Source organism: Microbaculum marinum, assembly GCF_037855135.1.
GTDB lineage: Bacteria > Pseudomonadota > Alphaproteobacteria > Rhizobiales > Tepidamorphaceae > Microbaculum > Microbaculum marinum.
The window spans coordinates 108,152-130,409 of sequence record NZ_JAZHOF010000001.1 but is presented as its reverse complement, the minus strand read 5'-3'; the positions used below and the strand labels follow the sequence as shown (position 1 = coordinate 130,409).

Here is a 22,258-nt window from a genome sequence, read left to right as displayed (position 1 = left end):
GCGTGCATCCTGCTTCGGGATGCTTATGCAATCGTTTGCATCGATTGTTCTGGCAATTCATTCCGATGTCAAGCAGCCGGATCGCAAAACCTCCCGGGACACGGTGTCCACGGCCCGAAACCGAAAGCGGCGGGCCGCTGTCGCAGCCCGCCGCATGTGCCGGCCTCCGCCGCGGGTGGTGCAGACCGCTATGCTGCGGCGGACATCATGAGATCCTCGATCCGCACCGGGAACCGGCGGACTCGGATGCCCGTCGCGTGCCACACGGCGTTGGCGACCGCGCCGGCGCTGCCGGTGATGCCGATCTCGCCCACCCCCTTGATGCCGAGTTCGTTGACGTAGGGGTCCTGCTCGGGGACGAGCAGCGCCTCGACCGACGGCACGTCGGCGTTGACCGGCAGGTGATACTCGCCGAGATCGGCGTTCATCACCCGGCCCGTGCGCCTGTCGACGACCGCCGCCTCGTGCAGGGCGAAGGAGACGCCCCAGATCATGCCCCCGTGCAGCTGGCTCAGCGCCAGCCGCGGGTTGATGATCCGGCCGGCCGCGAAGGCGCCGACCAGGCGGGTGGCGCGGACCTGGCCGAGGTCGGGATCGACCTTCACCTCGGCGAAGACGGCGCCGTGCGCCTGCAGTGCGTGGTCTTGCGCCGCCGCCGGGTCGCGGCCGCCCCTGCCGGTGCCCTCCACCTGCGCCACCCCGGCGCGGGCGAGGATATCGGCGTAGCTCTCGGAGCGGGTCTCGTCGTCGCGGCGGTGGAGACGCCCCTCGCGGGCGACGACGCCGGCATTGCCGGAGCCGTAGAGCGGCGAAGCCGGGTCGGCCGTCGCAATGTCGGCCAGCCGGGCGATGGCGTCGGCTCCGGCCATGTCGATCGCCATGCCAGCCGTCGCGGTGTGGCCGGAGCCGCCGGCGATGCCGCCGTCGGGCAGGTCGGAGGAACCGGAGCGGAACTCGACCTGGTCGATGTCGAGGCCGAGCCCGTCCGCCGCGATCTGGGCGAGCGCCGTCCACGCGCCCTGACCCATGTCGATGCCGCAGGTCTCGACCAGGCCGGTGCCGTCGCTGCGCAGCACGGCGCAGGCCTCGGCGGCGAACATCGGACAGTGGAACACGGCGGTGCCCATGCCCCAGCCGACCAGCAGGCCGGCCTCGTCGCGCATCTGCCGGGGCGCCAGCGGCCGTCCCGACCAGCCGAAGCTGCGGGCCGCCTCGGCGTAGCATTCGCGCAGCGCCTTCGAGGAGTAGGGCTTGCCGGAGATCGGCTCGGCCTCGGCGTAGTTCTTCAGGCGGAACTCGAGCGGATCCATGTCGCAGGCCTCGGCGGCCTCGTCGATGGCGACCTCGAGGGCGATCGAGCCGGAAGCGGCGCCCGGCGCCCGCATCGGCCCCGGCGTGCCGATGTCGTTGCGCACCGCCTCGTGGCTCGTCGAGATCGCCGGGCTGGCATAGACCAGCTCGGAGACGGCTGCGGCAGGTTCGATGAACTCGTCGAAGCTGCTGGTTGCCGCCACCGCGTGATGTGCGAGCGCGGTCAGCTGCCCGTCGTCGGCCAAGCCCAGCCGCAGCGTCTGGCGGGTCTGGCCGCGATGGCCGACCGGCCCGTACATCTGGCCGCGGCTGAGCACCAGCTTGACCGGCCGGTTCAGCATCCGGGCGGCCAGGATGCAGAGGATCTGCGGGCCGTTCAGGATCGCCTTGGAGCCGAAGCCGCCGCCGACGAACGGCGTGCGGATCAGCACGTTCTCCGGCGGAATGCCGAAATACCGGGCGAAGGCCGCGCCGGCCATGACGGGCGCCTGGTTCGGCATGTCGATGGTCAGCCGGTCGCCGTCCCAGGCGGCGACGAGGCCGTGCGGCTCCATCGCGTTGTGGTACTGCGCCGCGGTGTCGAAGCTCGCCTCGATGCGTCGCGCCGAGGCGCCGAGCGCCGCCTCGACGTCGCCGACGGCTGCGCCGGGCGGCGATCCGACGCCGACCGCCTCCGGCGCGAAGCGTTCGAGGTCGAGGCCGGTGCGGGCCGGCTCGGTCTCGTATTGCGGCGCCAGCAGCGCGGCGCCCTCGGTGGCGGATTCCAGCGTCTCGGCGACGACCAGGGCGATCGGCTGGTTGGCGTAGCGCACCTGGTCGTTCTGGAGCGCCTCGGTGCGGAACGCGAAGAGATGGCCCTTCCAGTCGGGATCGGCCATCAGCGGCGGCCGGCTGGCCGGCGTGATCACCTCGACGACGCCGGGATGGGCCTTCGCCGCCTCGACGTCGAGACGGATGACCCGGCCGCGCGAGATCGTGCTCGTCGCGGTGACCGCGTGGAGCAGGCCCTCGGGATGGTTGTCGGCGGCGTAGCGGGCCTGTCCGGTCACCTTCAGGACGCCGTCGCGGCGGGTGAGCGCCTGGCCGGAATTGGAGCCGTAGCGCATGTGCGGCGCGGCCGGCAGGCTGGTTACCTCAAGCATGTTGCGGGTCTCCGGCGTTGGAGGAGAAGGGGGAGCCGGGCAGCGCGGCGACGCGTTCGGGCGTACCGGCTGCCGCCAGCGTCAGGGCCCGCGCCACGATCCGTCTGGCGAGTTCGATCTTGAAGGCGTTGTCGCCGGATGGCCTGGCCTCGGCGAGCGCCGCGTCGGCGGCGCGCCGGAAGGCGTCCTCCCCGGCGTCGGCGCCGGCCAGCAGGTGTTCGGCCTCGGGGGCCCGCCACGGCTTGGCGGCGACGCCGCCGAGCGCGATGCGCGCGCTGCGGACCGTGCCGCCGTCCATGTCGAGCGCGGCTGCCGCCGACACCACCGCGAAGGCGAAGGAGGTGCGCTCGCGCAGCTTCAGGTAGCGGGCGTGGCCGGCATAGGCCCTCGCCTCCGCCGGCAGCCGCACGGCGACGATCAGGTCGCCCGGCTCGAGCGCGGTCTCGCGCTCCGGCGTGTCGCCCGGCAGCAGGTGCAGGTCCTGAAGCTCGATCTCGCGCCGGCCCGCCCTGCCCTCGATCTCGACGACCGCGCCGAGCGCCACCAGCGGCACGCAGAAGTCGGACGGGTGCGTGGCGATGCAGGCCTCGCTCCAGCCGAGCACCGCGTGCAGCCGGTTCTCGCCGCCGAGCGCATCGCAGCCGGCGCCCGGGTCGCGGCGGTTGCAGGCGCTGGCGGTGTCGTGGAAGTAGGGGCAGCGGGTGCGCTGCATCAGGTTGCCGCCGACGGTGGCGGCGTTGCGCAGCTGCGCCGACGCGCCCGACAGCAGTGCCTCGGCCACCGCCGGAAAGTCGCGCGCGAAGCCCGGATCCCGGGCCAGCGTCGCGTTGCGCACCAGCGCGCCGATCCGCACGCCGCCGTCGGCAAGCCGCTCTATTGCGTCGAGGCCGGGCAGGCGGCTGACGTCGACGAGCCGGTCGGGCCGCATCGCGCCGCCCTTCATCAGGTCGACGAGGTTGGTTCCGGCGGCGAGATAGGCCGAGCCTGGCTCGGCGGCGGCGGCGACCGCCTCGGGAACGCTGGCGGGTTTCACGTAGTCGAAGCGTTTCATGCCGCGCTCCTTTCGCTGCGTCCGGCCATCCTCTCCCGGGCGTCCAGCACCGCTTCGGTGATGCCCTTGTAGGCGGCGCAGCGGCACAGGTTGCCGCTCATGCCCTCGCGGATGCGCTCGGGGTCGGCGCCGGCCTCGCCTTCGGCGATCAGGCCGACCGCGCTCATCACCTGGCCGGGCGTGCAGAAGCCGCACTGGAAGCCGTCGTGGTCGATGAAGGCGGCCTGCACCGGGTGCAGCTCGTCGCCGTCGGCCAGGCCTTCGATGGTGACGACCTCGCCGCCGTCGCAGCTGACCGCCAGCGCCAGGCAGGCATTGACGCGGCGGCCGTCGAGCAGGACGGTGCAGGCGCCGCACTGGCCGCGGTCGCAGCCCTTCTTGGTTCCGGTAAGCTCGAGGCGCTCGCGCAGCAGGTCGAGCAGGGTGACGCGCGGATCGTCGAGTTCGACCGTTCGTTGCTCGCCATTGATGGCGAGGCTGATGGAGAATGTCATCGGGGGACTCCAGTCAGGCACGGGTTGCTGATGTAGAGTTCGGGGCGGCCGGGAGGCCATGAGGGAGTGCTGGGTCGCACCTGCGGCCATTCGGGGGTAAACGGTTGGCCACCCGGCCCGGCACCGGGGCGACTGTGCCCGGGCGCCATGTGATGTATTATACGGAGGGTGCCTCCGCTTTGCAAGAGGAGGGAGCCTCCGTTTTTCGGGAGGCGGGAGGCAGGCAGGAACAGAATGGCAGATAAGCCGCAGGACTCCGGCCCAGGAACCAGGACTACGGGTAGCCGGGCGCGAAAGCCGCGCGCCGATGCGCAGCGCAACCGGCTGCGCCTGCTCGACGCCGCCGCCGAGGTGTTCAGCGCCGGCGGTCCCGACGCGAGCCTCGAGGCCGTGGCCCGAACGGCCGGTGTCGGCATCGGCACGCTCTACCGGCACTTTCCGACGCGCGAGGACCTGTTCGAGGCGGTCTACCGCCACGAGGTGGATCAGCTCCACGACCTGTCGCTGAAGCTGGGGAGCGAGGCGGCGCCCGTCGACGGCCTGCGCCGCTGGCTGCACGCGAGCGTCCGGCTGGTTGCGACGAAGAAGGGCATGCTGGTCGCCCTGGCGCTCGCCGCGCAGGGCTCCTCGGAGCTGCATGCCTACACGGCCGAAAGGCTGACGGCCTCGGTCGGCTCGCTGCTCGACCGGGCGGTCGCGGCCGGCGAGATCCGCGCCGACGTCGCTCCGGACGACCTGCTGCTGACGCTGGTGGGCATGTGCTACCAGATGTACGGCAAGCCCGACTGGCAGGCCAAGGTGCTGCGGCTGATCGACATCTTCGTCGACGGACTGCGCACGCGCTGAAGGAGCGGCGGCTTCCTTCGACGACGCAGTCGACGCCGGAGACCGGATCGGGGACCCGCGTGCGGCTGCCGCAGGTCCGGCCCTTCCAAGCCCTCATGGTGAGGAAGCCGCGTCAGCGGCTGTCTCGAACCACGAGGGCGGGCGCGGCGAGAGGCCGTCGGAAGGCGGCGCGGATTACGCTTGCGCTCCATCCGGGCTCCGCGGAGCGAGGCACGGCGGCTTCGCCTGGTTTTGCGCTGGGTCTCGGATCAGGTCCGGGACGTCGTCGGTGCAAGGGGGCTTTGCGCCGATGGGGCGAAGCCGCGGAGGTAGGGCCGCCCCCTTCGTTGTCCACCGTCATCCCGGAAATCGCGGACGCGATTATCCGGGATCGGAGAGCCACGGAGAGGCGGGGGCTCTCCGATCCCGGCTCTGCGCTGCGCTCCGGCCGGGATGACGAAGGAAGGGTTTGACCTGCGGCTCGGACACGCCACGCCGCAGTTGACTCCGGGGCTTGATCCGGGGACGGCCGCGTACGGCTGCCGCAGGTCTGGCCCCTCGAAGCCCTCATGGTGAGGAAGCCGCGTCAGCGGCTGTCTCGAACCACGAGGGCGGGCGCGAAGCGGCGGGAGGCTCTTAGCTATAAAGCGGCCCCGGATTACGCTTGCGCTCCATCCAGGCTACAGGGCGGCCGGGGAGGGCTACGCGGCGGGGCGAATCCGCCGCGCGGCGGTGCTTGGGAGGCGACCCGGCCCGGATCCGGCCGGGCCGGTCGATGGTGCGGCTCAGCCCTCGATCAGGTCGCCGAAGATCTCCCACTTCTCGCCGTTGAAGCGCATCGTGCGCATCTTGCGGATCGGGCTATGGTTCTCCGGGCTGACGCTGACGGTGACGCCGGGCAGCAGCATCGGGACGGCAACGTCGTCGAGACTTTCCACCTGCTTCATGATGTTCTCGCGCGACAGGTCGTCGCCCGCCATTTCCAGCACCTTCACCAGCGTCGCGGCCGCGGCGTAGCCGAAGGCGTTGAGGAACTCCGCCTTGTCGCCGTCGGGATAGTACTTGTCCATCCACTCGGCATAGGCCTTGTACTCCTCGTCGTCGGCCCACTGCGCGTCGGTCGGGTCCTTGAGGAAGCCGACGGTGACCGCGCCCACCGACTTGTCGAGGCCGGCCGGAGTCAGGACGGAGGAGACGGAGCTCGATCCCGACGGCAGGTAGAGCGTCGGCTTCCAGCCGATGTCGTAGGCCTTGCGGATCGCCTGGGCGACCGGCCGCGGCAGGCCGGCGAGCACCAGCGTGTCGGCGCCGCTCGCCTGCAGGCTGACGATCTGCGAGTCGACCGTCGGATCGCTCGCCTCGAAGGTCGCCTCGCCGACGACGATGTCCTCGAAGCGGTCGCCGAAGGCATCGACCAGGCCCTTGCGGTAGTCGCGGCCAAGATCGTCGTTCTGATAGAGGACGGCGACCTTCGCATCCGGGTTGGTCTGCAGGATGTGCTTGCCGAACACCGCCGATTCGGTCGGATAGGTCGGTTGCCATCCGGTCGACCACGGGAACTCCTCGGGATTGTTCCACTTGCCCGCGCCCGACGCGATGAACAGCTGCGGCACGCCCTTCTGGTTGAGGTACTTCTGGACGGCGGTGCTGGGCGGCGTGCCGAGGCTCTGGAAGATGAAGGCGACGCCGTCCTGCTCGACGAGCTGCCGGGTCAGCTCCACCGTCTTCGGCGGGCTGTAGCCGTCGTCCAGGCTGATCAGGTTGATCTTGCGGCCGTTGATGCCGCCGTTGTCGTTGACCATGTCGAAATAGGCGGCCTCGGCCTTGCCGATCACGCCGTAGGACGACGCCGGGCCGCTGTAGGCCATGGTCTGGCCGATCTTGATCTCGGTGTCGGAGACGCCGGGCGCCTGCGCGCCCGCCGGACCCTGGCTGGCGACGAGGGCCGCGAGCGCCAGTGCCGGCGTCAGTTTCTTCAGTATGTGCAGCATGATGCTGTCCTCCCGTTTGTTTTGGTGACGTTACTGCTCCTTGCCGCCGCCATGGCCGGAGGCCGGCCGGCGCAGCCGGGCCATCACCTGCTGCGCCAGACCGCCGACCCCCAGCGGGGCGACGTACATGATGACGATCACGCCGAGGCCGTAGATCGCCCATGGCAGCGCCTTCGACACGCTTCCCGCCATGTTCGGGACCAGCACGATGAAGGCGGCGCCGAAGAACATTCCCGCCGCGGAGCCGAGACCGCCGACCACAACGCCGACGAGCAGGCTGATCGACAGCAGGATCGGAAACGAATCCGGCGAGACATATGCGACCGTGATGGTCGCCAGCGCCCCGGCGAGGCCCGTGAAGCCGGCGCTGATGCCGAAGGTGGCCGACTTGTACAGCGCGATGTTGACCCCCATCGACGCTGCCGCCAGCGGCTGGTCGCGGATCGCCACGATCGCCCGGCCGATCCGGCCCCTGGTCAGGTTGTAGCCCAGCGCGAACAGCAGGCAGGTGAACGCCAGCACGAAGTAGTAGAGCCACTGGTCCTGGTTGATCGGCAGCCCGAAGGGGACCTCGGGCTTGTCCATGACGATGCCGAGCACGCCGCCGGTCCACGGCTCGAAGGCGCGCACGCGCAGCAGCTGCGGAACGGTGACGCCGAGCGAGAACGTCGCCATCGCCAGGTAGATGCCCTCGAGCCGCAGCGCCGGGATGCCGAACAGGAAGCCGACGAGAAAGGCGACTGCCGCGGCGATCGGCACCGTCGCCCAGTACGGCACCCCGTAGATCATCATGAGGATGGCCGCCGTGTAGCCTCCCACCGCGAAGAAGGCGCCGTGCCCGACCGAAATCTGGCCGTTGAACCCCATCAGCAGGTTCAGGCCGAACAGGGCGATCGCGTAGGCCAGGATCAGGGTGAGCTGGAAGGTGCGGAAGTCGCTCAGCACGAACGGCAGCAGCAGCGCCACCACCAGCACGGCGGCGAGCAGCCACCGGCGCGTGGCGGGTCTCAGCGGCACGCTGCGGGCGGCGGCGGGTACGATCGTCATCGACATCGCGTCACACCCGCGTCACGAAGCTGCGGCCCCAGATGCCCCTGGGCCGGATCAGCAGCACGCCGACGATGATCGCCAGCGCCAGCGTCAGCTTCAGCTCGGTGCCCACCAGGTAGGCGCCGGCGATGTTCTCGACGACGCCGACGATGAACCCGCTGATCGCCGCGCCCCACGGATTGTCGATGCCGCCGAGCAGGGCCGCGGCGAAGGCATAGACCAGCACGCCGCTCATCATGTTGGGATCGACGAAGACGATCGGCGCCGCCATCATCCCGGCGACCGCGCCGATGCCCGTCGCAAGCCCCCAGCCGAGCGCCAGCATGGCGCCGACATTGATGCCGACGAGCGCGCTCGACTCGCCGTTCTCCGCCGTCGCCCGCATGGCAAGGCCGAGCCAGGTGAAGCGGAAGAACAGGTAGATCAGCAGCAGCATCAATGCGACGAGCAGGATCGTGCCGGCCTCGTGGGCGGGGATGAAGCCGCCGAGCGCGAAGGCGTCGGAGAACGGGCTCGGAAACGGCTGCATGGTGTATCCGAACAGCCAGCCGGCCGTCGCGTTGGTGACCATCAGCAGACCCATGAACACGCAGACCAGCGTCAGCGCCGAGGCCTGGTGGAACGGACGGATGACGATCCGCTCGACCGCCATCCCGCCGGCGAAGGAGATGGCGATGGTCAGGAAGAAGGCCGACCAGTACGAGAAGCCGGCCTGGATCAGGGTCAGCGCCAGGAAGGTCGAGAACATCGCGAACTCGCCCTGGGCGAAGTTCACGTGATGGGTGGTGCGGTAGACCATGACCAGGCCGAGCGCCAGGCCGCCATAGATGCCGCCTTGCGAGAGTCCGGTCAGGATCTGGTGGAACAGCTCGTACATGTCAGTATCCGAGATAGGCCTTCCGGATCGACTCCTCGCCCTTCAGCTTCTCGGAGGGGCCGTGCATGACGATGGATCCGGTTTCGATGAGATAGGCGTGCTCGGCGATGTCCAGCGCCAGCTTGGCGTTCTGCTCGACGATCAGAAGCGCGGTCCGGTTGGTCTCGTTGATGGCGCGCAGGATCGAGAAGATCTCCTTGACGATCAGCGGCGCCAGCCCGAACGACGGCTCGTCGAGCAGCAGCAGCTTCGGATCGAGCATCAGCGCCCGCGAGATCGCCAGCATCTGCTGCTCGCCCCCCGACAGCGTGCCGGCCTGCTGGTTGCGGCGCTCCTTGAGCCGCGGGAAGTGGGTGAAGATCTGCTCCATGCGCTGGGCCATCGCCCCGCTCCGGCGCCGCAGGTAGCCGCCGAGCTGCAGGTTCTCCTCGACCGTCATGTTCAGGAAGGTGCCGCGGCCGTCCGGCACGTGGCCGATGCCGAGCCGCGCCACCTGGTCGGTGCGGCGGCCGTCGATGCGCTCGTCCTCGAAGGTGATCTCGCCCCTGGTGCGCACCATGCCGCAGATCGCCCGCAGCGTGGTGGTCTTGCCGGCGCCGTTCGCCCCCAGCAGCGCCACCGAGCTGGACGGCGCGATCGCCAGGTCGATGCCGAACAGCACCTGGTGGTCGCGGTAGGAGGCCTCGACGCCCTTCAGCCTGAGCAGGTCCGTCATGCCGGCGCCTCGCCGAGATAGGCTTCGATCACCTTGGCGTTGCGCTGCACCTCGCCGGGCGTGCCGTCGGCGATCTTCCTGCCGAAGTCGAGCGCGACGACGCGGTCGGACACCATCATGACCAGGTTCATGTGGTGCTCGACCAGCAGCACGGTGATGTGGTGCCGGTCGCGCAGCTGGCGCAGGGTGTCGGCGAGGTCCTCCACGGCGGCATGGTTGAGTCCGCCGGCCGGCTCGTCGAGCAGCAGCAGCTTCGGCTCGCTGGCCAGCGCGCGCGCCAACTCGACCTTCTTGCGCGTCGCGAAGGTCAGTTCGGAGACCGGCGTGTCGGCCTCGGCATCGAGCCCGAAGTCGCCGAGCAGACGTCGCGCCACCGCCAGTGCTTCCTCCTCCTCGCGCCGCATCGAGGGCAGCCGGAGCGCTGTGTCGAGGAAGCTCGAGCCGAGCCGGCTGTGGGCGCCCATCATGACGTTCTCGAGCACCGTCATGGTGCTGAACAGCGCCAGGTTCTGGAAGGTCCGGGCGATGCCGCAGGAGACGATGCGGTGGCGCGGCAGGTCGAGCAGCGACACCCCGTCGAAGGTGATCGTGCCCGACGACACCTCGTAGAGCCGCGTCAGGCAGTTGAACAGCGTGGTCTTGCCGGCGCCGTTGGGTCCGATCAGGCCGCAGATGATGCCGGGCTCGACGGCGAACGAGACACCGTCGAGCGCCACCACGCCGCCGAACCGTACCGAGACGTCATCGACCGTCAGCATGCAATCCTCGGTGATGCTGCCGCCGGGCCGCCAGCCAGCGCATCGGGCTAGTTCCAGACCCGGTGCGCCGTTTCCGCCAGCACCTCGAGCTTCCGCTTCTCGACGTCCTCCGTCAGCCAGGTTTCCGCCGCGCCGCCCGAAAAGCCGCAGTTCGGGCACAGGCTCAGGTTCTCGAGCGGCACGTACCTGGCGGCCGTCTCGATCTTGCGCTGGATCTCCTCGGTGGTCTCGACCCGCGGGTCGCGGGTGTTCTGGATGCCGAGCGAGACGGTCTTGCCCTTCGGCGCGTTGCGCAGCGTCTCCAGCGAGCCGGCCCGGTCGGAATATTCCATCAGGAAGACGTCCGCCTCCAGTTCGCTCAGCAGCCGGCCGACGACCTCCTCGTCGTAGGCGCCGGCGCCGCCGAGCGGCCCCTGCGGCCCGAGGATGAAGGTGCCGAGGCAGATGTGGACGCCGACCGTGGCGCCGTTCTTGCGGGCGGCGCGCAGGCAGCGGTTCTCCGCGTCGATGGCGGTCGCCAGCTCCTCCTCCAGGTCGATGCCGAGGTCGGTCAGCTGCTGGCGCCGCTCGGGCACGATGAAGCGGGTGTAGTGCGGCGCGTCGAGCTGGATGTAGGGGACGCCGTCGTCGGCGATCGCCGAGACTTCCTCGGCGGTCAGGTCGGTATAGTGCTGGAAGAAGTCGCTCCAGGTCGGGTAGGCGCGCTCGCTGATGCCTTCGACGTAGGAGGCGCGCGACAGCGTCACCGGGCTCGGCACGGTGATCTTGTAGGGCCCCGGCGCATTGGCCTTGAGGAAGGCGACCTCGTCGGCGGTGATCCGCTTCTTCAGCCGCAGCCTGCCCTTGACGACCGGGTTCGGCGGCACCAGCAGGGCGGCATCGGCGATGTCGCGGCCCTTCAGGAAGGGATAGCGGATGTAGTCGATGCCCTCGTTCTCCATCCCCTCGAAGAACTCCTCGGAGATCGCCGAGAGCCAGAAGCCGCGCCGGAACTCGCCGTCGGAATAGATGTCGACGCCGGCGCTGCGCTGCAGCTCGAACGCCTCCAGGATGGACTCGTCCTCGACCTCCCTCAGCCGGTCGCGGTCGATCCTGCCGTGCGCGAAGTCGGCCCGCGCCCGCCTCAGCTTCTCGGGACGGATGAGGCTTCCACAATGGTCGGCGCGATACACCTGCGTCATGCGATACTCCGGTTTCCAGATTGTCGACCGCCGACGCCCGTGGCCTGACACGCACCGCGCATCGCCGGTCCTCCCAGTTCGCGTCCATCCGGCCCGGCGGGCGGATGGCGTCTTGGCCGTCGTTCCCGCCGCCTGCCGCCGCTCAGGCGACCACCGTGCGGGCGCTCAGGTAGTCCTCAAGCGTCAGCGCGCCGCGGGCGACCGACGTCTCGACCGGCTCGACGCCGGGGAACCGGCTCGCCTCGAGGAACCAGGCGCGCTGCGCCGGCAGGCCCCAGGCCTTCTCGCCGATGCTCGCCGGGGTCCACTGCACCGGTTCGTTCTCCAGGTCCGTCATGTGGTGCGGCGCGTCGAGCACCAGCTCGGACCGGTGGCCGTCCGGGTCGCGGAAATAGACGTACTGGACATGGCCCATCGAGTGGCGGCCCGGGCCCCGCTCGACGGCCTCGCCATAGCCGCGGATGCCGGCGATGTCGCAGGCGCGGAACATGTCGACGGCGTTCGGCGTGATGTAGGCGAAGTGGTGCATGCGCGGCCCCTTCGCCGCGAAGAACACCAGGTCCCAGGGGATGTCCTTGCGGTACATGAAGGCCGCCACCAGCGCGCCGTCCGGCGTCTCGACATAGTCGCTGACCCGGAACCCGAGCCGGGTGTAGAAGTCGCAGGCCGCCTGGGCGTCCGGCACCAGAATCTGGAAGTGGTCGAAGCGCAGCGCCACGCCGCCGCGATGCCGGTCGACCGCCGAACCGAGCCGCGGCACCGCCGTCATCGAGGCGCACAGCTCCAGCGGCACGCCGCACGGGTCGGTGACGTGCAGGGTCCGTCCCTGCCAGGGCTGCTCGACCCAGGCCGGGCCGAGCCCTTCCCCGCAGAACCAGTCATGCGCCTTGTCCAGCTCCTCTTCGGTCTGCACCCGCAGGCCGATGCGCTCGCAGAGCGGCCCGTCCCCGGCCGCCGTCAGCACCAGGCTGTGGTGGCAGACCTCCTCGACGCCGCGCAGGTACAGCGCTCCGTCCGCCTCGTCGCTGACGATCAGCCCGTAGACCGAGGTGTAGAAGTCGCGGGCCGCGTCGAGGTCGCGCACCGTCACCCGGACGTGGCCGGCGCGGGTGATGTTGAACGGCGGATAGTGGACGGGGTCGGGTATCGGCATTCCTCACCTCCGCCGGCTCTGGGTGCGGCCGCTCATTGCAGCGACCGCCGCACGATGGCCGCGCCCTCGCTGAGCGCCCGCAGCTTCTCGAAGGCGAGCCGCCGCGACAGGTACTTCATGCCGCAGTCCGGCGCCGGGATCAGCCGCTCCGCCGCCACGTGCTCCAGCCCCTCGCGGATCCGCTGCGCGACGAGGTCCGGCGTCTCGGCCTCCGGGGTGCTGAGGTCGAGCACGCCGAGGATGATGTCCTTCCCCGGCAGGCTCTCGAGAATCGCCAGGTCGATATTCGGCTGCGCCGCCTCGACCGAGATCTGGCCGGCGCGGCAGTCGGCGAGCTGCGCCAGGAAATCGTAGCTGCTGGGCTTCGGCCGGGCGCCGCGGGCGTAGCCGAAGCAGACATGGATGGCGGTCTGGCAGGAGAGCCCCTCCAGCGCCCGGTCGATCGACCTGACCGCGTAGCGCTTCGCCGCGTCGGGATCGTTGCGGACCCACGGCTCGTCGAGCTGGATGACGTCGACGCCCATCGCGTCGAGCTGCCGCGCCTCCTCGTTGACCGCCGCCGCGAAGGCCAGCGCCACGGCCTCCGGATCGCCGTAGTGCTCGTCCTTGGACTGCTGGCTGAGGGTGAACGGGCCGGGCAGCGTGACCTTGACCCTGCGGGTCGCGTGCCTCTTCAGGAAGGCGAGGTTGCCGGCCTCGACCGGGGCGCGGCGGCGGATCTCGCCGACGATCCGCGGCACCGGGATCTGCATGCCCTTGCGGTTGGTCATGATGAACGGGTTGTCGATGTCGACGCCGTCGAGCGCGGTGCCGAAGAAGTTGGAATAGCTCTCGCGCCGGATCTCGCCGTCGGTGATGATGTCGATGCCGGCGCGCTCCATCTCCTCGATCGCCACGACGGTGGCGTCGTCCTGCGCCTCCGCCAGGTGCGGCTCCGGGATGCGCCACATCTCCGCCAGCCGGATGCGCGGCACCGTGTTGTCGGCCATGACGCCGTGGTCGACGAGCCATTCCGGCTGCGGATAGCTTCCCACCACGGTGGTGGGCAGCAGGTCGTTGATCTCCATCGCCATCACACCAGCCCCGGATACGAGCCGCCGTCGAGCCGCAGGTTCTGGCCCGCGATGAAGGCGGCCTGGACGCTGCACAGGAACGCGCAGGCTGCGCCGAATTCCTCCGGCAGCCCGAGCCGCCCGGCCGCCACCATCTGCGCCTGGATGCGGCGCGCCTCGTCGTAGTCGACGCCTTCGCGCTTGGCGATGCGGTGGGCCATCTGGATCTGGCGCGGCGTGTCGATGCGCTCCGGCAGCATGTTGTTGATGGTGACGTTGTCGCGCACCGCGTCGCGCGAGACCGCCTTCAGCACCGCCGTCAGGCCGGTGCGCGGTCCCGTCGAGATCTCCATGCCGGCGTTGGGCCGGGTCACCATCGCCGAGGTGATGGTGACGATGCGTCCGAACTTGCGGCTGCGCATGCCCGGCAGCACCGCCCTGACCAGCGCCAGCGGCGCCAGCATGTGCGTGTTGAGCGCCGCCAGCCAGTCCTCCTCGTCGAGTTCCTGGAAGGCGCCCGGCGTCGGCCCGGCATTGTTGGTGATGAGGATGTCGGGCGACTCGCACGCGGCGATCAGCCGCTCGCGGCCGTCCCTCGTCGTGATGTCGGCGGCAACCCAGCCGACGTCCCGGCCGGCGAGGCCCGCGAGCTCGGCGGCGACGTCGCGCGTCCTGTCCTCGTGCCGGCCGTTGATGGTGACGTCGACGCCTTCGGCCAGCAGCGCCTCGGCGCATGCCCGGCCGAGACCCTGGGTCGACGCGCAGACGATCGCGGTCTTTCCGGCAATTCCCAGGTCCATGGTGCCGCCTGCCCTCTACGTCGTTGTTCGTTTTGGGAACGTTACGCGCCTCGAAGAGCATGGTCAAGAAAATCGATCATTTGTTGAAAAGTGCAAAAATATCGAACAGAATGGCGTTCGTCGCAAGGCTCCGGGACTGCGCAGCAGGCACCGGACTCCGGCCGCCGACGCCGTGGCGGACGCAAGGCCGGAACAACAACGGACGGTCACCGCGGTGTCGACGCTTGATACGAAGTCGGAAGGCGCGCTTCGCCCGAAGGGAACGCTGGCCACGTCGACATTCGCCACCCTCAGGCACGAGATCATCGCCGGCGAGATCGCGCCCGGCGCGCGCCTCAAGATCCGCTCGCTGTGCGACCGCCTGAACGTCGGGATCAGTCCGGTCCGCGAGGCCCTCAACCGGCTGACCGCGGAAGGCCTCGTCAAGCAGTGGGACCAGCACGGCTTCACGGTCGCGCCGCTGACCGAGGAGGACCTGGTCGACGTCACCACGACGCGCTGCTGGCTCAACGAGATCGGGCTGCGCAAGTCGATCGCCAACGGCGACGCCGAATGGGAGGAGGACGTCCTCCTCGCCTGCCATCGGCTGACGCACCTGCCGCGCCTCGTCAAGGACGACGCCGCCTACCGCACCCGCGAGTGGTCGGCCGCGCACATGGCCTTCCATCATGCGCTGGTGCGCGCCAGCGGCTCGTCCCGGCTGACCAAGTTCTGCGACGACCTGTTCGACGTCGCCGAGCGCTATCGCCACGTCTCCCGCCGGCACGGCCGCACCCGCAACGCCGCCGACGAGCACAAGGCGATCGCCGACGCGGCGATCTCACGCGACGCCGACCTGGCGGTGCGGCTGCTGACCGAGCATTACTGGCGTACGACCGAGCTCGGCCGCGAGGCGCTCAGGCAGATGGGTTAGCGCGGTGCAGGCGGCGGGCCGCCGCTACATCTTCCAGCGCAGCGCGGCGGTGTGCACGGGAGCGTCCCAGTGGCGGGCGATCTCCTCGTCGAGCATCGTCACGGTGAGCGAGCAGCCGGCCATTTCCAGCGACGTGACGTAGGTGCCGACCAGCGAGCGGGCGATGCGGACGCCGCGCTTCTCGAGCTCGGCGCGGGCGTTCTCGTACATCACGTAAAGCTCCATCGCCGGCGTGCCGCCGAAGCCGTTGACCAGCAGGATGGCGTCGCCCCGGGCCTCGGCGCCGAGGTCGCCGGCGATCGCCTCGATCAGTTCGGCGGCGATGCCGGCCGCCGGCATCAGCTTGACCCGGCGGCGGCCCGGCTCGCCGTGAATGCCGACGCCCATCTCCATCTCGTCCTCGGCCAGCGTGAAGGTCGGCTTGCCGGCGGCCGGCACCGTGCAGGAGGTCAGCGCGATCCCCATCGAGCGGGTGCGGGCATTGACCCGGTCGCCGAGCGCCTTGCAGGCGGCGAGGTCGGCGCCGGCCTCGGCCGCGGCGCCCACCACCTTCTCGACGATCAGCGTGCCGGCGACGCCGCGCCGGCCGGTCGAGAAGTCGGAGTTCTCCACCGCCACGTCGTCGTTGGTGACCACCGTCATCACCTCGCCGGATGCCATTTCGGCCGCCATCTCGAAGTTCATGACGTCGCCTTCGTAGTTCTTGACGATAAACAGCACGCCCCCGCCCTGCTCGACGGCGGCGGCCGCGGCGAGCATCTGGTCGGGCGTCGGCGAGGTGAACACCTGGCCCGGACAGGCGGCGTCCAGCATGCCGTGGCCGACGAATCCCGCGTGCAGCGGTTCGTGGCCCGAGCCGCCGCCGGAGACCAGCGCCACCTTGCCCGGCGTCAGGGTCGCGCGGCGCACGAACTTGCGCTCCTCGCCGAGCGTCACGATGTCGGCATGGGCGGCGCAGAAGCCGTCCAGGCTCTCGCTCAGGACCGTGTCGACGCCGTTGATGAGCTTCTTCATGTTCCTCCTCCCGGCAATAGCCCGCGTGGCTTGGGTTCTGCGGTTCAGGTATCGTCCATCAGCCGCCCCAGGCGCGTGACGAAATCCTGCACGGCGCGGTCGAATTCCACGTTGCGGCCGACCGCCCCCAGGTCGGGCACCTTCAGGGTCAGCGACCTCACGGCGGGCCGGCTGCGCCGCCCCCCGACGCGGCGCGGATGGGCGTTGGCATAGGCCTCCAGGAACCGCGTCCGCTCCTCCGGCGAGAAGTGGCAGAGTTCGAGGATCGCCTCGACGTCCCCGGCGGGGATCGGCGTCGGGTAGGCCGGATTGGTGATCTGGCTGACGAAGCTCGGGTTCTTGCCGATCGCCTCGGCAAGCCGGCGCCGTGTGCCGGACGGACGCCGGTCGATGACGTCGCGCAGCAGGCTCTTGTACTCGACGATCCCCTCGACCGGCTCGGGTTTGCCCCCTTGGTGCCGGTTCATGCCGCCGCGCTCCGGTAGTCGTTCACCGCCCGCCTGACCCTGCCGACCGCCGCGGGGGCGACCGACAGCGTTCTGAGGCCGGCATCGAGCAGCGCCGGCACGATCGCCGGGTCGCCACCGGCGTCGCCGCAGATCGACACGGGGACGGCCCGCCTGCCGGCCTTGTCGACGATCGTTGCGATCAGCGCCAGCACCGCCGGATCGGCGGGGTCGGCGAGGTCGTGCAGGTCGGCGCTGTCGCGGCTCGCCGCCATGACGTATTGCGTCAGGTCGTTGGAGCCGATCGACACGAAGTCGGTGTCGAAGGCCTCGAGCACCAGCGCGGCGGCGGGCACCTCGACCATCATGCCGACCGGCGGCACCTTGTGGGCAAGGCCTTCCGCCGCGAGCTCGCCTGCGGCCGCTGCGACCATCTCGCGAACCTGCCGCATTTCCGACGGCACGGACACCATCGGCACCATCACCCGGATCTCGCCCTCGGCGGCCGCCCGCAACAGGGCGCGGATCTGGACGCGGAAGATGTCCGGATGCTTCAGCGACAGCCGCACGCCCCGCATTCCCAGGAAGCTGTTGGCCTCGTTGGGCACGGTATAGCCGGCGATCGGCTTGTCGCCGCCGGCATCCAGCGTGCGCACCGTGACCGGCCGGCCGTCGGCCCAGGCGAGCAGGCGGCGGTAGGCTGAAAGCTGCGTTTCCTCGTCCGCCAGGCCGGCGCCCCCGCCGGTGCCGGTGCCCCCGCTGGTGCCGATGCCGGCGGCCCCGGGCGCATTAAACATCAGTTCGGTGCGGGCAAGGCCGATGCCGTCGCAGATCGCCACGGGCACGTCGGACAGTTCGCTCGGATCGGCGACGTTGATCAGGATTGCCACCCGCTCGCCGTCGGCCGTCAGGGCGGGGCCGGTCGCGGTCTCGAGAGTCGCCGGGGCGCGGCGCCGGTGGATGGCGAATTCGGCGGCGAAGCGCAACTGGTCGGCCGGCTCGGCGGCGACGACGAGACGGCCGCTGTCGGCATCGAGCAGGACGAGGTCCCCCTCGTCCACCGACACCGTCCCCAGGCCGACGATCATCGGAATGCCGCGCGCGCGAGCGAGCATCGCGACATGGCTCGTCGGGCTGCCCGCCTGCAAGGCGATGCCGCGTCCGCGCCAGTCCGTCGACAGGAAACGCGACGGGGCGATGTCGTCGGCCAGGTAGACGGCGCCGTCCGGCAGCTCGACGCCCGCCACGGTCTGGCCGCCGAGCAGTCCCGCCACCCGGTCGCGAAGGTCGACGAGGTCCGCCGCGCGGGCCCGGAAATACTCTTCCTCGGCCGCCCGGTAGTCGGCGATCTGGGCGTCCAGCGCCTGCCTCCAGGCGGCCTCGGCCGGCTGGCCTGCATCGATCGCCTCGAAGGCCGGCGCGCTCAGCGCCTCGTCCTCGACCAGCGCCAGCTGGAACTCCAGGATCTCGGCGGCATCGGCCGAACTCCCCGCGACGAGGCCGGCCAGCGCCGCCGCCGCGCCGGCCAGCGCCGTTTCCAGCGCCGCCCGCTCGCCTGCCGGATCGCCGGCTCCGCGGCCCGAACCCGTCGCCGCGCGCTCGACCACGACCGGACCGAAGGTCACGCCCGGCGAGGCGGGTCGGCCCTGGTAGGTCGGCGGCTCCGGGGATCGCGCCTCGACGCTCATACGGTCGCGTCCTCGAAGTCCGCCTCGACGAGCTGCACCAGCGCCGCCACCGCTGCGTCGGCGTCGGCGCCGGCGGCGCGGAAATGCACCACCGTGTCCTTGGGAACCTTGACCGCCATCACCTTGACGATGCTCTTGGCGTCGATCCACGGGCCGTCCGCATCGGAGGCGAACTCGATGCGCGACGAGAATGTCTTGGCCAGCTTGGTCAGCTTCACCGAGGGGCGGGCGTGGAGCCCGACCTCGTGGGCGAGAAGGACCGATGCGGTCGCCGGGAGAGTCGGCGGGGTGCTCATGGGGTCTTCAACCTCTTTATCGGGGTGCGAGTTCTTCGGCGGTGAGCCGGACCTCGTCGAGACTGCCTCCTCCCCAGGATTCCGTCGCCGCCATGATCGCGCCCTCGACGATCGGGGCATTGATCAGGACCGCCTTGGCCTGTCGCTCTTCCGGCAACATCTCGATGGCCATTTCCGAATTTGTCTCCGCGCCGCCGAGATCGACGAGGATCGCCACGCCGGCGTCGGACCAGGCGGCGTCGATGGCGCCGAGTATCTTTTCCACGCTCGTCCCGAGCCCCCCGTCCGGATTGCCGCCGCACCAGCCCAGCGGCACCTCGTTGCCGACCATCTGGCGCACCATGTCGGCGGTGCCGCGCGCCACGTCGGGCGAATGCGAGACGATGACGATCCCGACGCGCGAGTTCATCGACCGCCTCCGAGCACGCCGCACACGGCCTCCACCAGCAATTGGCTCGAACGCGCGCCCGGGTCCATGTGACCGATCGACCTCTCCCCGAGGAAAGAGGCGCGGCCCTTGGTCGCCCGCATCGGCACGGTCGCGTCGGCGGCCTCGCCCGCGACGGCGCGGATCTCGCCGATCGACGCCCCCGCGGCAAGCGCCGCCTGCACCGGCGCGAGCACGTCGAGCATCGTCTTCTGGCCGGTGTCGGACTTGCCGCGCGCCTTCACCGCGGCGATCGCGGCGGCGAGGGCGGCGGCAAGCTCTTGGCGATCCGGTGCCGGGCCGATCTCCTTGCCCAGCGTCATGAACAGGGTGCCGTAGAGCGGCCCGGAGGCGCCGCCGACCTTCATGACCAGCTGCATGCCGGCCGCCTTCAGCGCCTCGGGCAGCGGCTTGGCCGCGATCGCCGGCAGTTCCGCCATCACCGCCTCGAAGCCGCGCTTCATGTTGAGGCCGTGATCGCCGTCGCCGATCGCCTGGTCGAGGTCCGTCAGTTCCCCGGCATGGGCGAACATCGCCTCGGCCATCGCCGTCGCCAGGGCGGTGATGGCGGCCTCGCCGACATCGGTCATGGCCATGGTGTCGGTCTCCGTCATCGCCTCACGCTCCCCTTATCCGTGTTCCGTCGGCGGCGAAGTAGAGCGGCTCCGTCACCTCGATGCTGACCTTGTCGCCGACGTCGAGCCCCGAGTCGGGCTCGGCGAGCGTGGTGATCCGGCGGCCGTCCAGCGAGATGTGCAGGTGGCTCTGGTCGCCGAGATGCTCGATCCAGTCGACCTGCCCGCGCGCCTCGCCGTTGGCGGCGCGCCGGATGCGCAGGTGCTCGGTGCGCAGCCCGACGGTGGCGGCGCCGGCCGGCGCGCCGCCGTCCGGCAGCACGCCCTGCGGCAGCACGTTGATCGCCGGCTGGCCGAGCCGGGTCGCGACGTAGAGGTCGTCGGGATCGGTGTAGATCTGCCGCGGCGTGCCGATCTGCACCAGCCGGCCGTCGCGGATCACGCCGATCCGGTCGCCCATCGTCATCGCCTCGACCTGGTCGTGAGTGACGTAGAGGATGGTCGCGCCGACATCCTTCTTGATGCGCTTCAGCTCCAGCCGCATGTCGCCGCGCAGCTTGGCGTCGAGCGACGACAGCGGTTCGTCCATCAGGTAGACCTGCGGATTGCGCACCAGCGCCCGGCCGATCGCCACGCGCTGCATCTCGCCGCCGGACAGGCGCGTCGCCTTGTTGTTCAGCTTCGAGGAGATCCGCAGCATCGCGGCGACCTCCTCGACGCGGGCCCGGATCGCCGCCTCCGGCTGCCGGCGGGCCGGCGAGCGCAGCGGAAAGGCCAGGTTGTCGTAGGCGCTCAGGTGCGGATAGAGCGAGTACTGCTGGAACACGAAGGTGACGTCGCGGGCCGCCGGCTCCGTGCCGGTGACGTCGGCGCCGCCGATCGAGACCGACCCGGCATCGGCGCGCTCCAGCCCGGCCACCAGGCGCAGCGTCGTCGTCTTGCCGGCGCCGGTCGGGCCGAGCAGCACCACGAACTCGCCGTCGGCCACCGTCAGGCTCATGTCGTCGACGGCGACCGTCTCCCCGAAGCGCTTGGTGACGCCGTTCAGGACGACCTCAGCCATTGCGACCTCCGTCGTGCAGCTCGGTGCGCACGGCGCGGCCGGACCCGCCGGCAAACAGCGACAGCCGCGAGGCCACGAAGGTCAGGCCGACCGTGTCGCCGGGATCGGCCGGGCGGTCCGCGCCGATCCGCGCCTTGATCGTGCCGTGGCCGGTCGTGACGGTCACGATCTGGGTGGTGCCGAGATATTCCGCGTCGACCACCTTGCCGCGGATCTTCGACGACTCGTCGAAGCGGATGTGCTCCGGTCGCACGCCGAGGACGAGATCCCCCTCGGCCCCCTCCTCGCGGATCTCCGGCACGTCGATCGTCGCGCCGTTCAGCCTCACCTGGCGGGTGCCGCGCCGCAGGGACCCGCGGAACGGCAGGAAGTTCATCGGCGGCGAGCCGATGAAGTCGGCGACGTACATGCTCGCCGGCCGGTCGTAGATCTCCTGCGGCGGGCCGTACTGCTCGATGACGCCGTGGTTCATCACCGCGATCTTGTCGGCCATCGCCATCGCCTCGAGCTGGTCGTGCGTCACGTAGACGGTGGTGGCGCCGATCCGGTTGTGGAGCTGCCGCAGCTCCTGGCACATCAGCTCGCGGAACTCCGCGTCCAGCGTACCGAGCGGCTCGTCCATCAGGAACGCCTTCGGCCGCCGCACGATGGCGCGTCCCAGCGCGACGCGCTGCCGGTCGCCGCCGGCCAGTCCCGACACCGGCCGGTCGAGCAGGTGGTCGATGCGCAGCAGCCGCGCCGTCTCCTCGACGCGGCGCCTGACGTCCGATCTGGGCACCCCCTGGCAGGACAGCGGGAAGCCGATGTTCCGGCGCACGTTCATGTGCGGATACAGCGCGAACAGCTGGAACACGAAGGCGATGTCGCGCTCGCTCGCCCTCAGGAACGTCACGTCGTCGCCGTCCAGCAGGATGCGGCCGGAGGTCGGCAGCTCGAGGCCGGCGATCATCCTGAGCGTCGTCGTCTTGCCGCAGCCCGACGGCCCCAGCATGACGAAGAACTCGCCGTTCTCCACCGTCAGCGACGAATCCTCGACGGCGACGAAATCGTCGAACTGCTTGCGCAGGTGCTCGATGCGGATCTCGGCCATCGCCTACGTCTCCGGGAAGTGGCTGACGATGATGAACATCACCGTGCCGGTCAGGATGGTGACGAAGGAATAGGTGTAGAGCGCCAGCAGGAACGGCTGCATCAGCATCACCACGCCGATGAAGATGATCAGCGTCGCCAGGTTCTCCCACGGCCCGCGCCGCAGCCGCAGGAAGCGCGACAGCATGCCCTCCTTCGCCGGCACCGCCGTCCCTTCAGCCCGGTTCCGGTCCGTCGCGCTCATGCCATAGCCTCCGCGAGCCCCCCTCCCCCTCGTGGGGAGGGGTCGGGGGTGGGGCGCGCAGCGAGCGCCAGCGAGCGGAGCGTGCGGCGGCCGCAACACACCA

At 70.4% G+C, this 22,258-nt stretch carries 23 protein-coding genes; 2 read left to right on the top strand and 21 right to left on the bottom strand.

What is annotated here, in order from left to right:
• Positions 1 to 188 precede the first annotated feature (188 nt).
• From V3328_RS00615 to V3328_RS00605, 3 genes are read right to left on the bottom strand one after another with little or no spacing between them, the layout of a single operon-like run.
• Positions 189 to 2,453, bottom strand: a complete 2,265-nt coding sequence (locus tag V3328_RS00615) for a xanthine dehydrogenase family protein molybdopterin-binding subunit (protein WP_340327696.1) — start codon at positions 2,451 to 2,453, stop codon at positions 189 to 191.
• Complete coding sequence (locus tag V3328_RS00610; RefSeq protein ID WP_340327695.1) at positions 2,446 to 3,504, bottom strand: FAD binding domain-containing protein; 1,059 nt, start codon at positions 3,502 to 3,504, stop codon at positions 2,446 to 2,448. The genes V3328_RS00615 and V3328_RS00610 overlap by 8 nt, the downstream gene beginning before the upstream one ends.
• The gene (locus V3328_RS00605; RefSeq protein WP_340327694.1) at positions 3,501 to 3,998 is read right to left on the bottom strand and encodes a (2Fe-2S)-binding protein; all 498 of its coding nucleotides are present in this window, start codon (positions 3,996 to 3,998) and stop codon (positions 3,501 to 3,503) included. Before V3328_RS00605 ends, V3328_RS00610 begins: the two co-directional genes overlap by 4 nt.
• A gap of 234 nt (positions 3,999 to 4,232) precedes the next feature.
• On the opposite strand from V3328_RS00605, the gene V3328_RS00600 reads away from it, so the two are divergent.
• Positions 4,233 to 4,844 (top strand): TetR/AcrR family transcriptional regulator, encoded by a 612-nt coding sequence (locus tag V3328_RS00600; RefSeq protein ID WP_340327693.1) that lies wholly within the window; start codon positions 4,233 to 4,235, stop codon positions 4,842 to 4,844.
• Positions 4,845 to 5,608: 764 nt separating this feature from the next.
• Here the strand turns inward: V3328_RS00600 and V3328_RS00595 are convergent.
• The 9 genes from V3328_RS00595 to V3328_RS00555 all read right to left on the bottom strand — a co-directional run bounded on the left by V3328_RS00595 (position 5,609) and on the right by V3328_RS00555 (position 14,400).
• Positions 5,609 to 6,814: an ABC transporter substrate-binding protein gene (locus tag V3328_RS00595; protein WP_340327692.1), complete on the bottom strand. Its 1,206-nt coding sequence runs from the start codon at positions 6,812 to 6,814 to the stop codon at positions 5,609 to 5,611.
• A 30-nt stretch (positions 6,815 to 6,844) separates the two neighbouring features.
• On the bottom strand, positions 6,845 to 7,861 hold the full coding sequence (locus V3328_RS00590; RefSeq protein WP_340327691.1) for a branched-chain amino acid ABC transporter permease: 1,017 nt from the start codon (positions 7,859 to 7,861) through the stop codon (positions 6,845 to 6,847).
• A gap of 10 nt (positions 7,862 to 7,871) precedes the next feature.
• The gene (locus V3328_RS00585; RefSeq protein ID WP_340327690.1) at positions 7,872 to 8,741 is read right to left on the bottom strand and encodes a branched-chain amino acid ABC transporter permease; all 870 of its coding nucleotides are present in this window, start codon (positions 8,739 to 8,741) and stop codon (positions 7,872 to 7,874) included.
• 1 nt (position 8,742) lies between these two features.
• A complete protein-coding gene (locus V3328_RS00580; protein ID WP_340327689.1) occupies positions 8,743 to 9,456 on the bottom strand; it encodes an ABC transporter ATP-binding protein in 714 nt (237 codons plus the stop codon).
• Complete coding sequence (locus V3328_RS00575) at positions 9,453 to 10,214, bottom strand: ABC transporter ATP-binding protein (RefSeq protein ID WP_340327688.1); 762 nt, start codon at positions 10,212 to 10,214, stop codon at positions 9,453 to 9,455. The genes V3328_RS00580 and V3328_RS00575 overlap by 4 nt, the downstream gene beginning before the upstream one ends.
• Positions 10,215 to 10,261: 47 nt before the next feature.
• The gene (locus V3328_RS00570; RefSeq protein ID WP_340327687.1) at positions 10,262 to 11,395 is read right to left on the bottom strand and encodes a cobalamin-independent methionine synthase II family protein; all 1,134 of its coding nucleotides are present in this window, start codon (positions 11,393 to 11,395) and stop codon (positions 10,262 to 10,264) included.
• 142 nt (positions 11,396 to 11,537) lie between these two features.
• Positions 11,538 to 12,548, bottom strand: coding sequence for a VOC family protein (locus V3328_RS00565; protein WP_340327686.1), 1,011 nt, complete (start codon positions 12,546 to 12,548; stop codon positions 11,538 to 11,540).
• A gap of 32 nt (positions 12,549 to 12,580) precedes the next feature.
• The gene (locus V3328_RS00560; RefSeq protein ID WP_340327685.1) at positions 12,581 to 13,621 is read right to left on the bottom strand and encodes a 5-methyltetrahydropteroyltriglutamate--homocysteine methyltransferase; all 1,041 of its coding nucleotides are present in this window, start codon (positions 13,619 to 13,621) and stop codon (positions 12,581 to 12,583) included.
• Positions 13,621 to 14,400 (bottom strand): SDR family oxidoreductase, encoded by a 780-nt coding sequence (locus tag V3328_RS00555; protein ID WP_340327684.1) that lies wholly within the window; start codon positions 14,398 to 14,400, stop codon positions 13,621 to 13,623. The genes V3328_RS00560 and V3328_RS00555 overlap by 1 nt, the downstream gene beginning before the upstream one ends.
• A gap of 214 nt (positions 14,401 to 14,614) precedes the next feature.
• On the opposite strand from V3328_RS00555, the gene V3328_RS00550 reads away from it, so the two are divergent.
• The gene (locus tag V3328_RS00550; RefSeq protein WP_340327683.1) at positions 14,615 to 15,313 is read left to right on the top strand and encodes a GntR family transcriptional regulator; all 699 of its coding nucleotides are present in this window, start codon (positions 14,615 to 14,617) and stop codon (positions 15,311 to 15,313) included.
• 24 nt (positions 15,314 to 15,337) lie between these two features.
• Here V3328_RS00550 and dhaK read toward each other — a convergent pair whose 3' ends face one another.
• The 9 genes from dhaK to V3328_RS00505 are packed head-to-tail and all read right to left on the bottom strand — an operon-like array spanning position 15,338 to position 22,098.
• On the bottom strand, positions 15,338 to 16,327 hold the full coding sequence (dhaK, locus tag V3328_RS00545; RefSeq protein ID WP_340327682.1) for a dihydroxyacetone kinase subunit DhaK: 990 nt from the start codon (positions 16,325 to 16,327) through the stop codon (positions 15,338 to 15,340).
• A 44-nt stretch (positions 16,328 to 16,371) separates the two neighbouring features.
• A complete protein-coding gene (locus tag V3328_RS00540) occupies positions 16,372 to 16,794 on the bottom strand; it encodes a ferritin family protein (RefSeq protein ID WP_340327681.1) in 423 nt (140 codons plus the stop codon).
• Entirely contained in the window at positions 16,791 to 18,461 is a 1,671-nt protein-coding gene (locus V3328_RS00535; RefSeq protein WP_340327680.1) for a phosphoenolpyruvate--protein phosphotransferase, read from the bottom strand. The genes V3328_RS00540 and V3328_RS00535 overlap by 4 nt, the downstream gene beginning before the upstream one ends.
• Positions 18,458 to 18,757, bottom strand: a complete 300-nt coding sequence (locus tag V3328_RS00530; protein ID WP_340327679.1) for an HPr family phosphocarrier protein — start codon at positions 18,755 to 18,757, stop codon at positions 18,458 to 18,460. Before V3328_RS00530 ends, V3328_RS00535 begins: the two co-directional genes overlap by 4 nt.
• 16 nt (positions 18,758 to 18,773) lie before the next feature.
• Entirely contained in the window at positions 18,774 to 19,166 is a 393-nt protein-coding gene (gene dhaM, locus V3328_RS00525; protein WP_340327678.1) for a dihydroxyacetone kinase phosphoryl donor subunit DhaM, read from the bottom strand.
• On the bottom strand, positions 19,163 to 19,798 hold the full coding sequence (gene dhaL / locus V3328_RS00520; protein WP_378759439.1) for a dihydroxyacetone kinase subunit DhaL: 636 nt from the start codon (positions 19,796 to 19,798) through the stop codon (positions 19,163 to 19,165). The genes dhaM and dhaL overlap by 4 nt, the downstream gene beginning before the upstream one ends.
• 4 nt (positions 19,799 to 19,802) lie before the next feature.
• Positions 19,803 to 20,822: an ABC transporter ATP-binding protein gene (locus V3328_RS00515; protein ID WP_340327677.1), complete on the bottom strand. Its 1,020-nt coding sequence runs from the start codon at positions 20,820 to 20,822 to the stop codon at positions 19,803 to 19,805.
• Positions 20,815 to 21,912 carry an ABC transporter ATP-binding protein gene (locus V3328_RS00510; protein ID WP_340327676.1) on the bottom strand — a complete coding sequence of 366 codons (1,098 nt, stop codon included), beginning with the start codon at positions 21,910 to 21,912 and terminating at the stop codon, positions 20,815 to 20,817. Before V3328_RS00510 ends, V3328_RS00515 begins: the two co-directional genes overlap by 8 nt.
• 3 nt (positions 21,913 to 21,915) lie before the next feature.
• A complete protein-coding gene (locus V3328_RS00505) occupies positions 21,916 to 22,098 on the bottom strand; it encodes a hypothetical protein (RefSeq protein WP_340328247.1) in 183 nt (60 codons plus the stop codon).
• Positions 22,099 to 22,258: the final 160 nt, after the last annotated feature.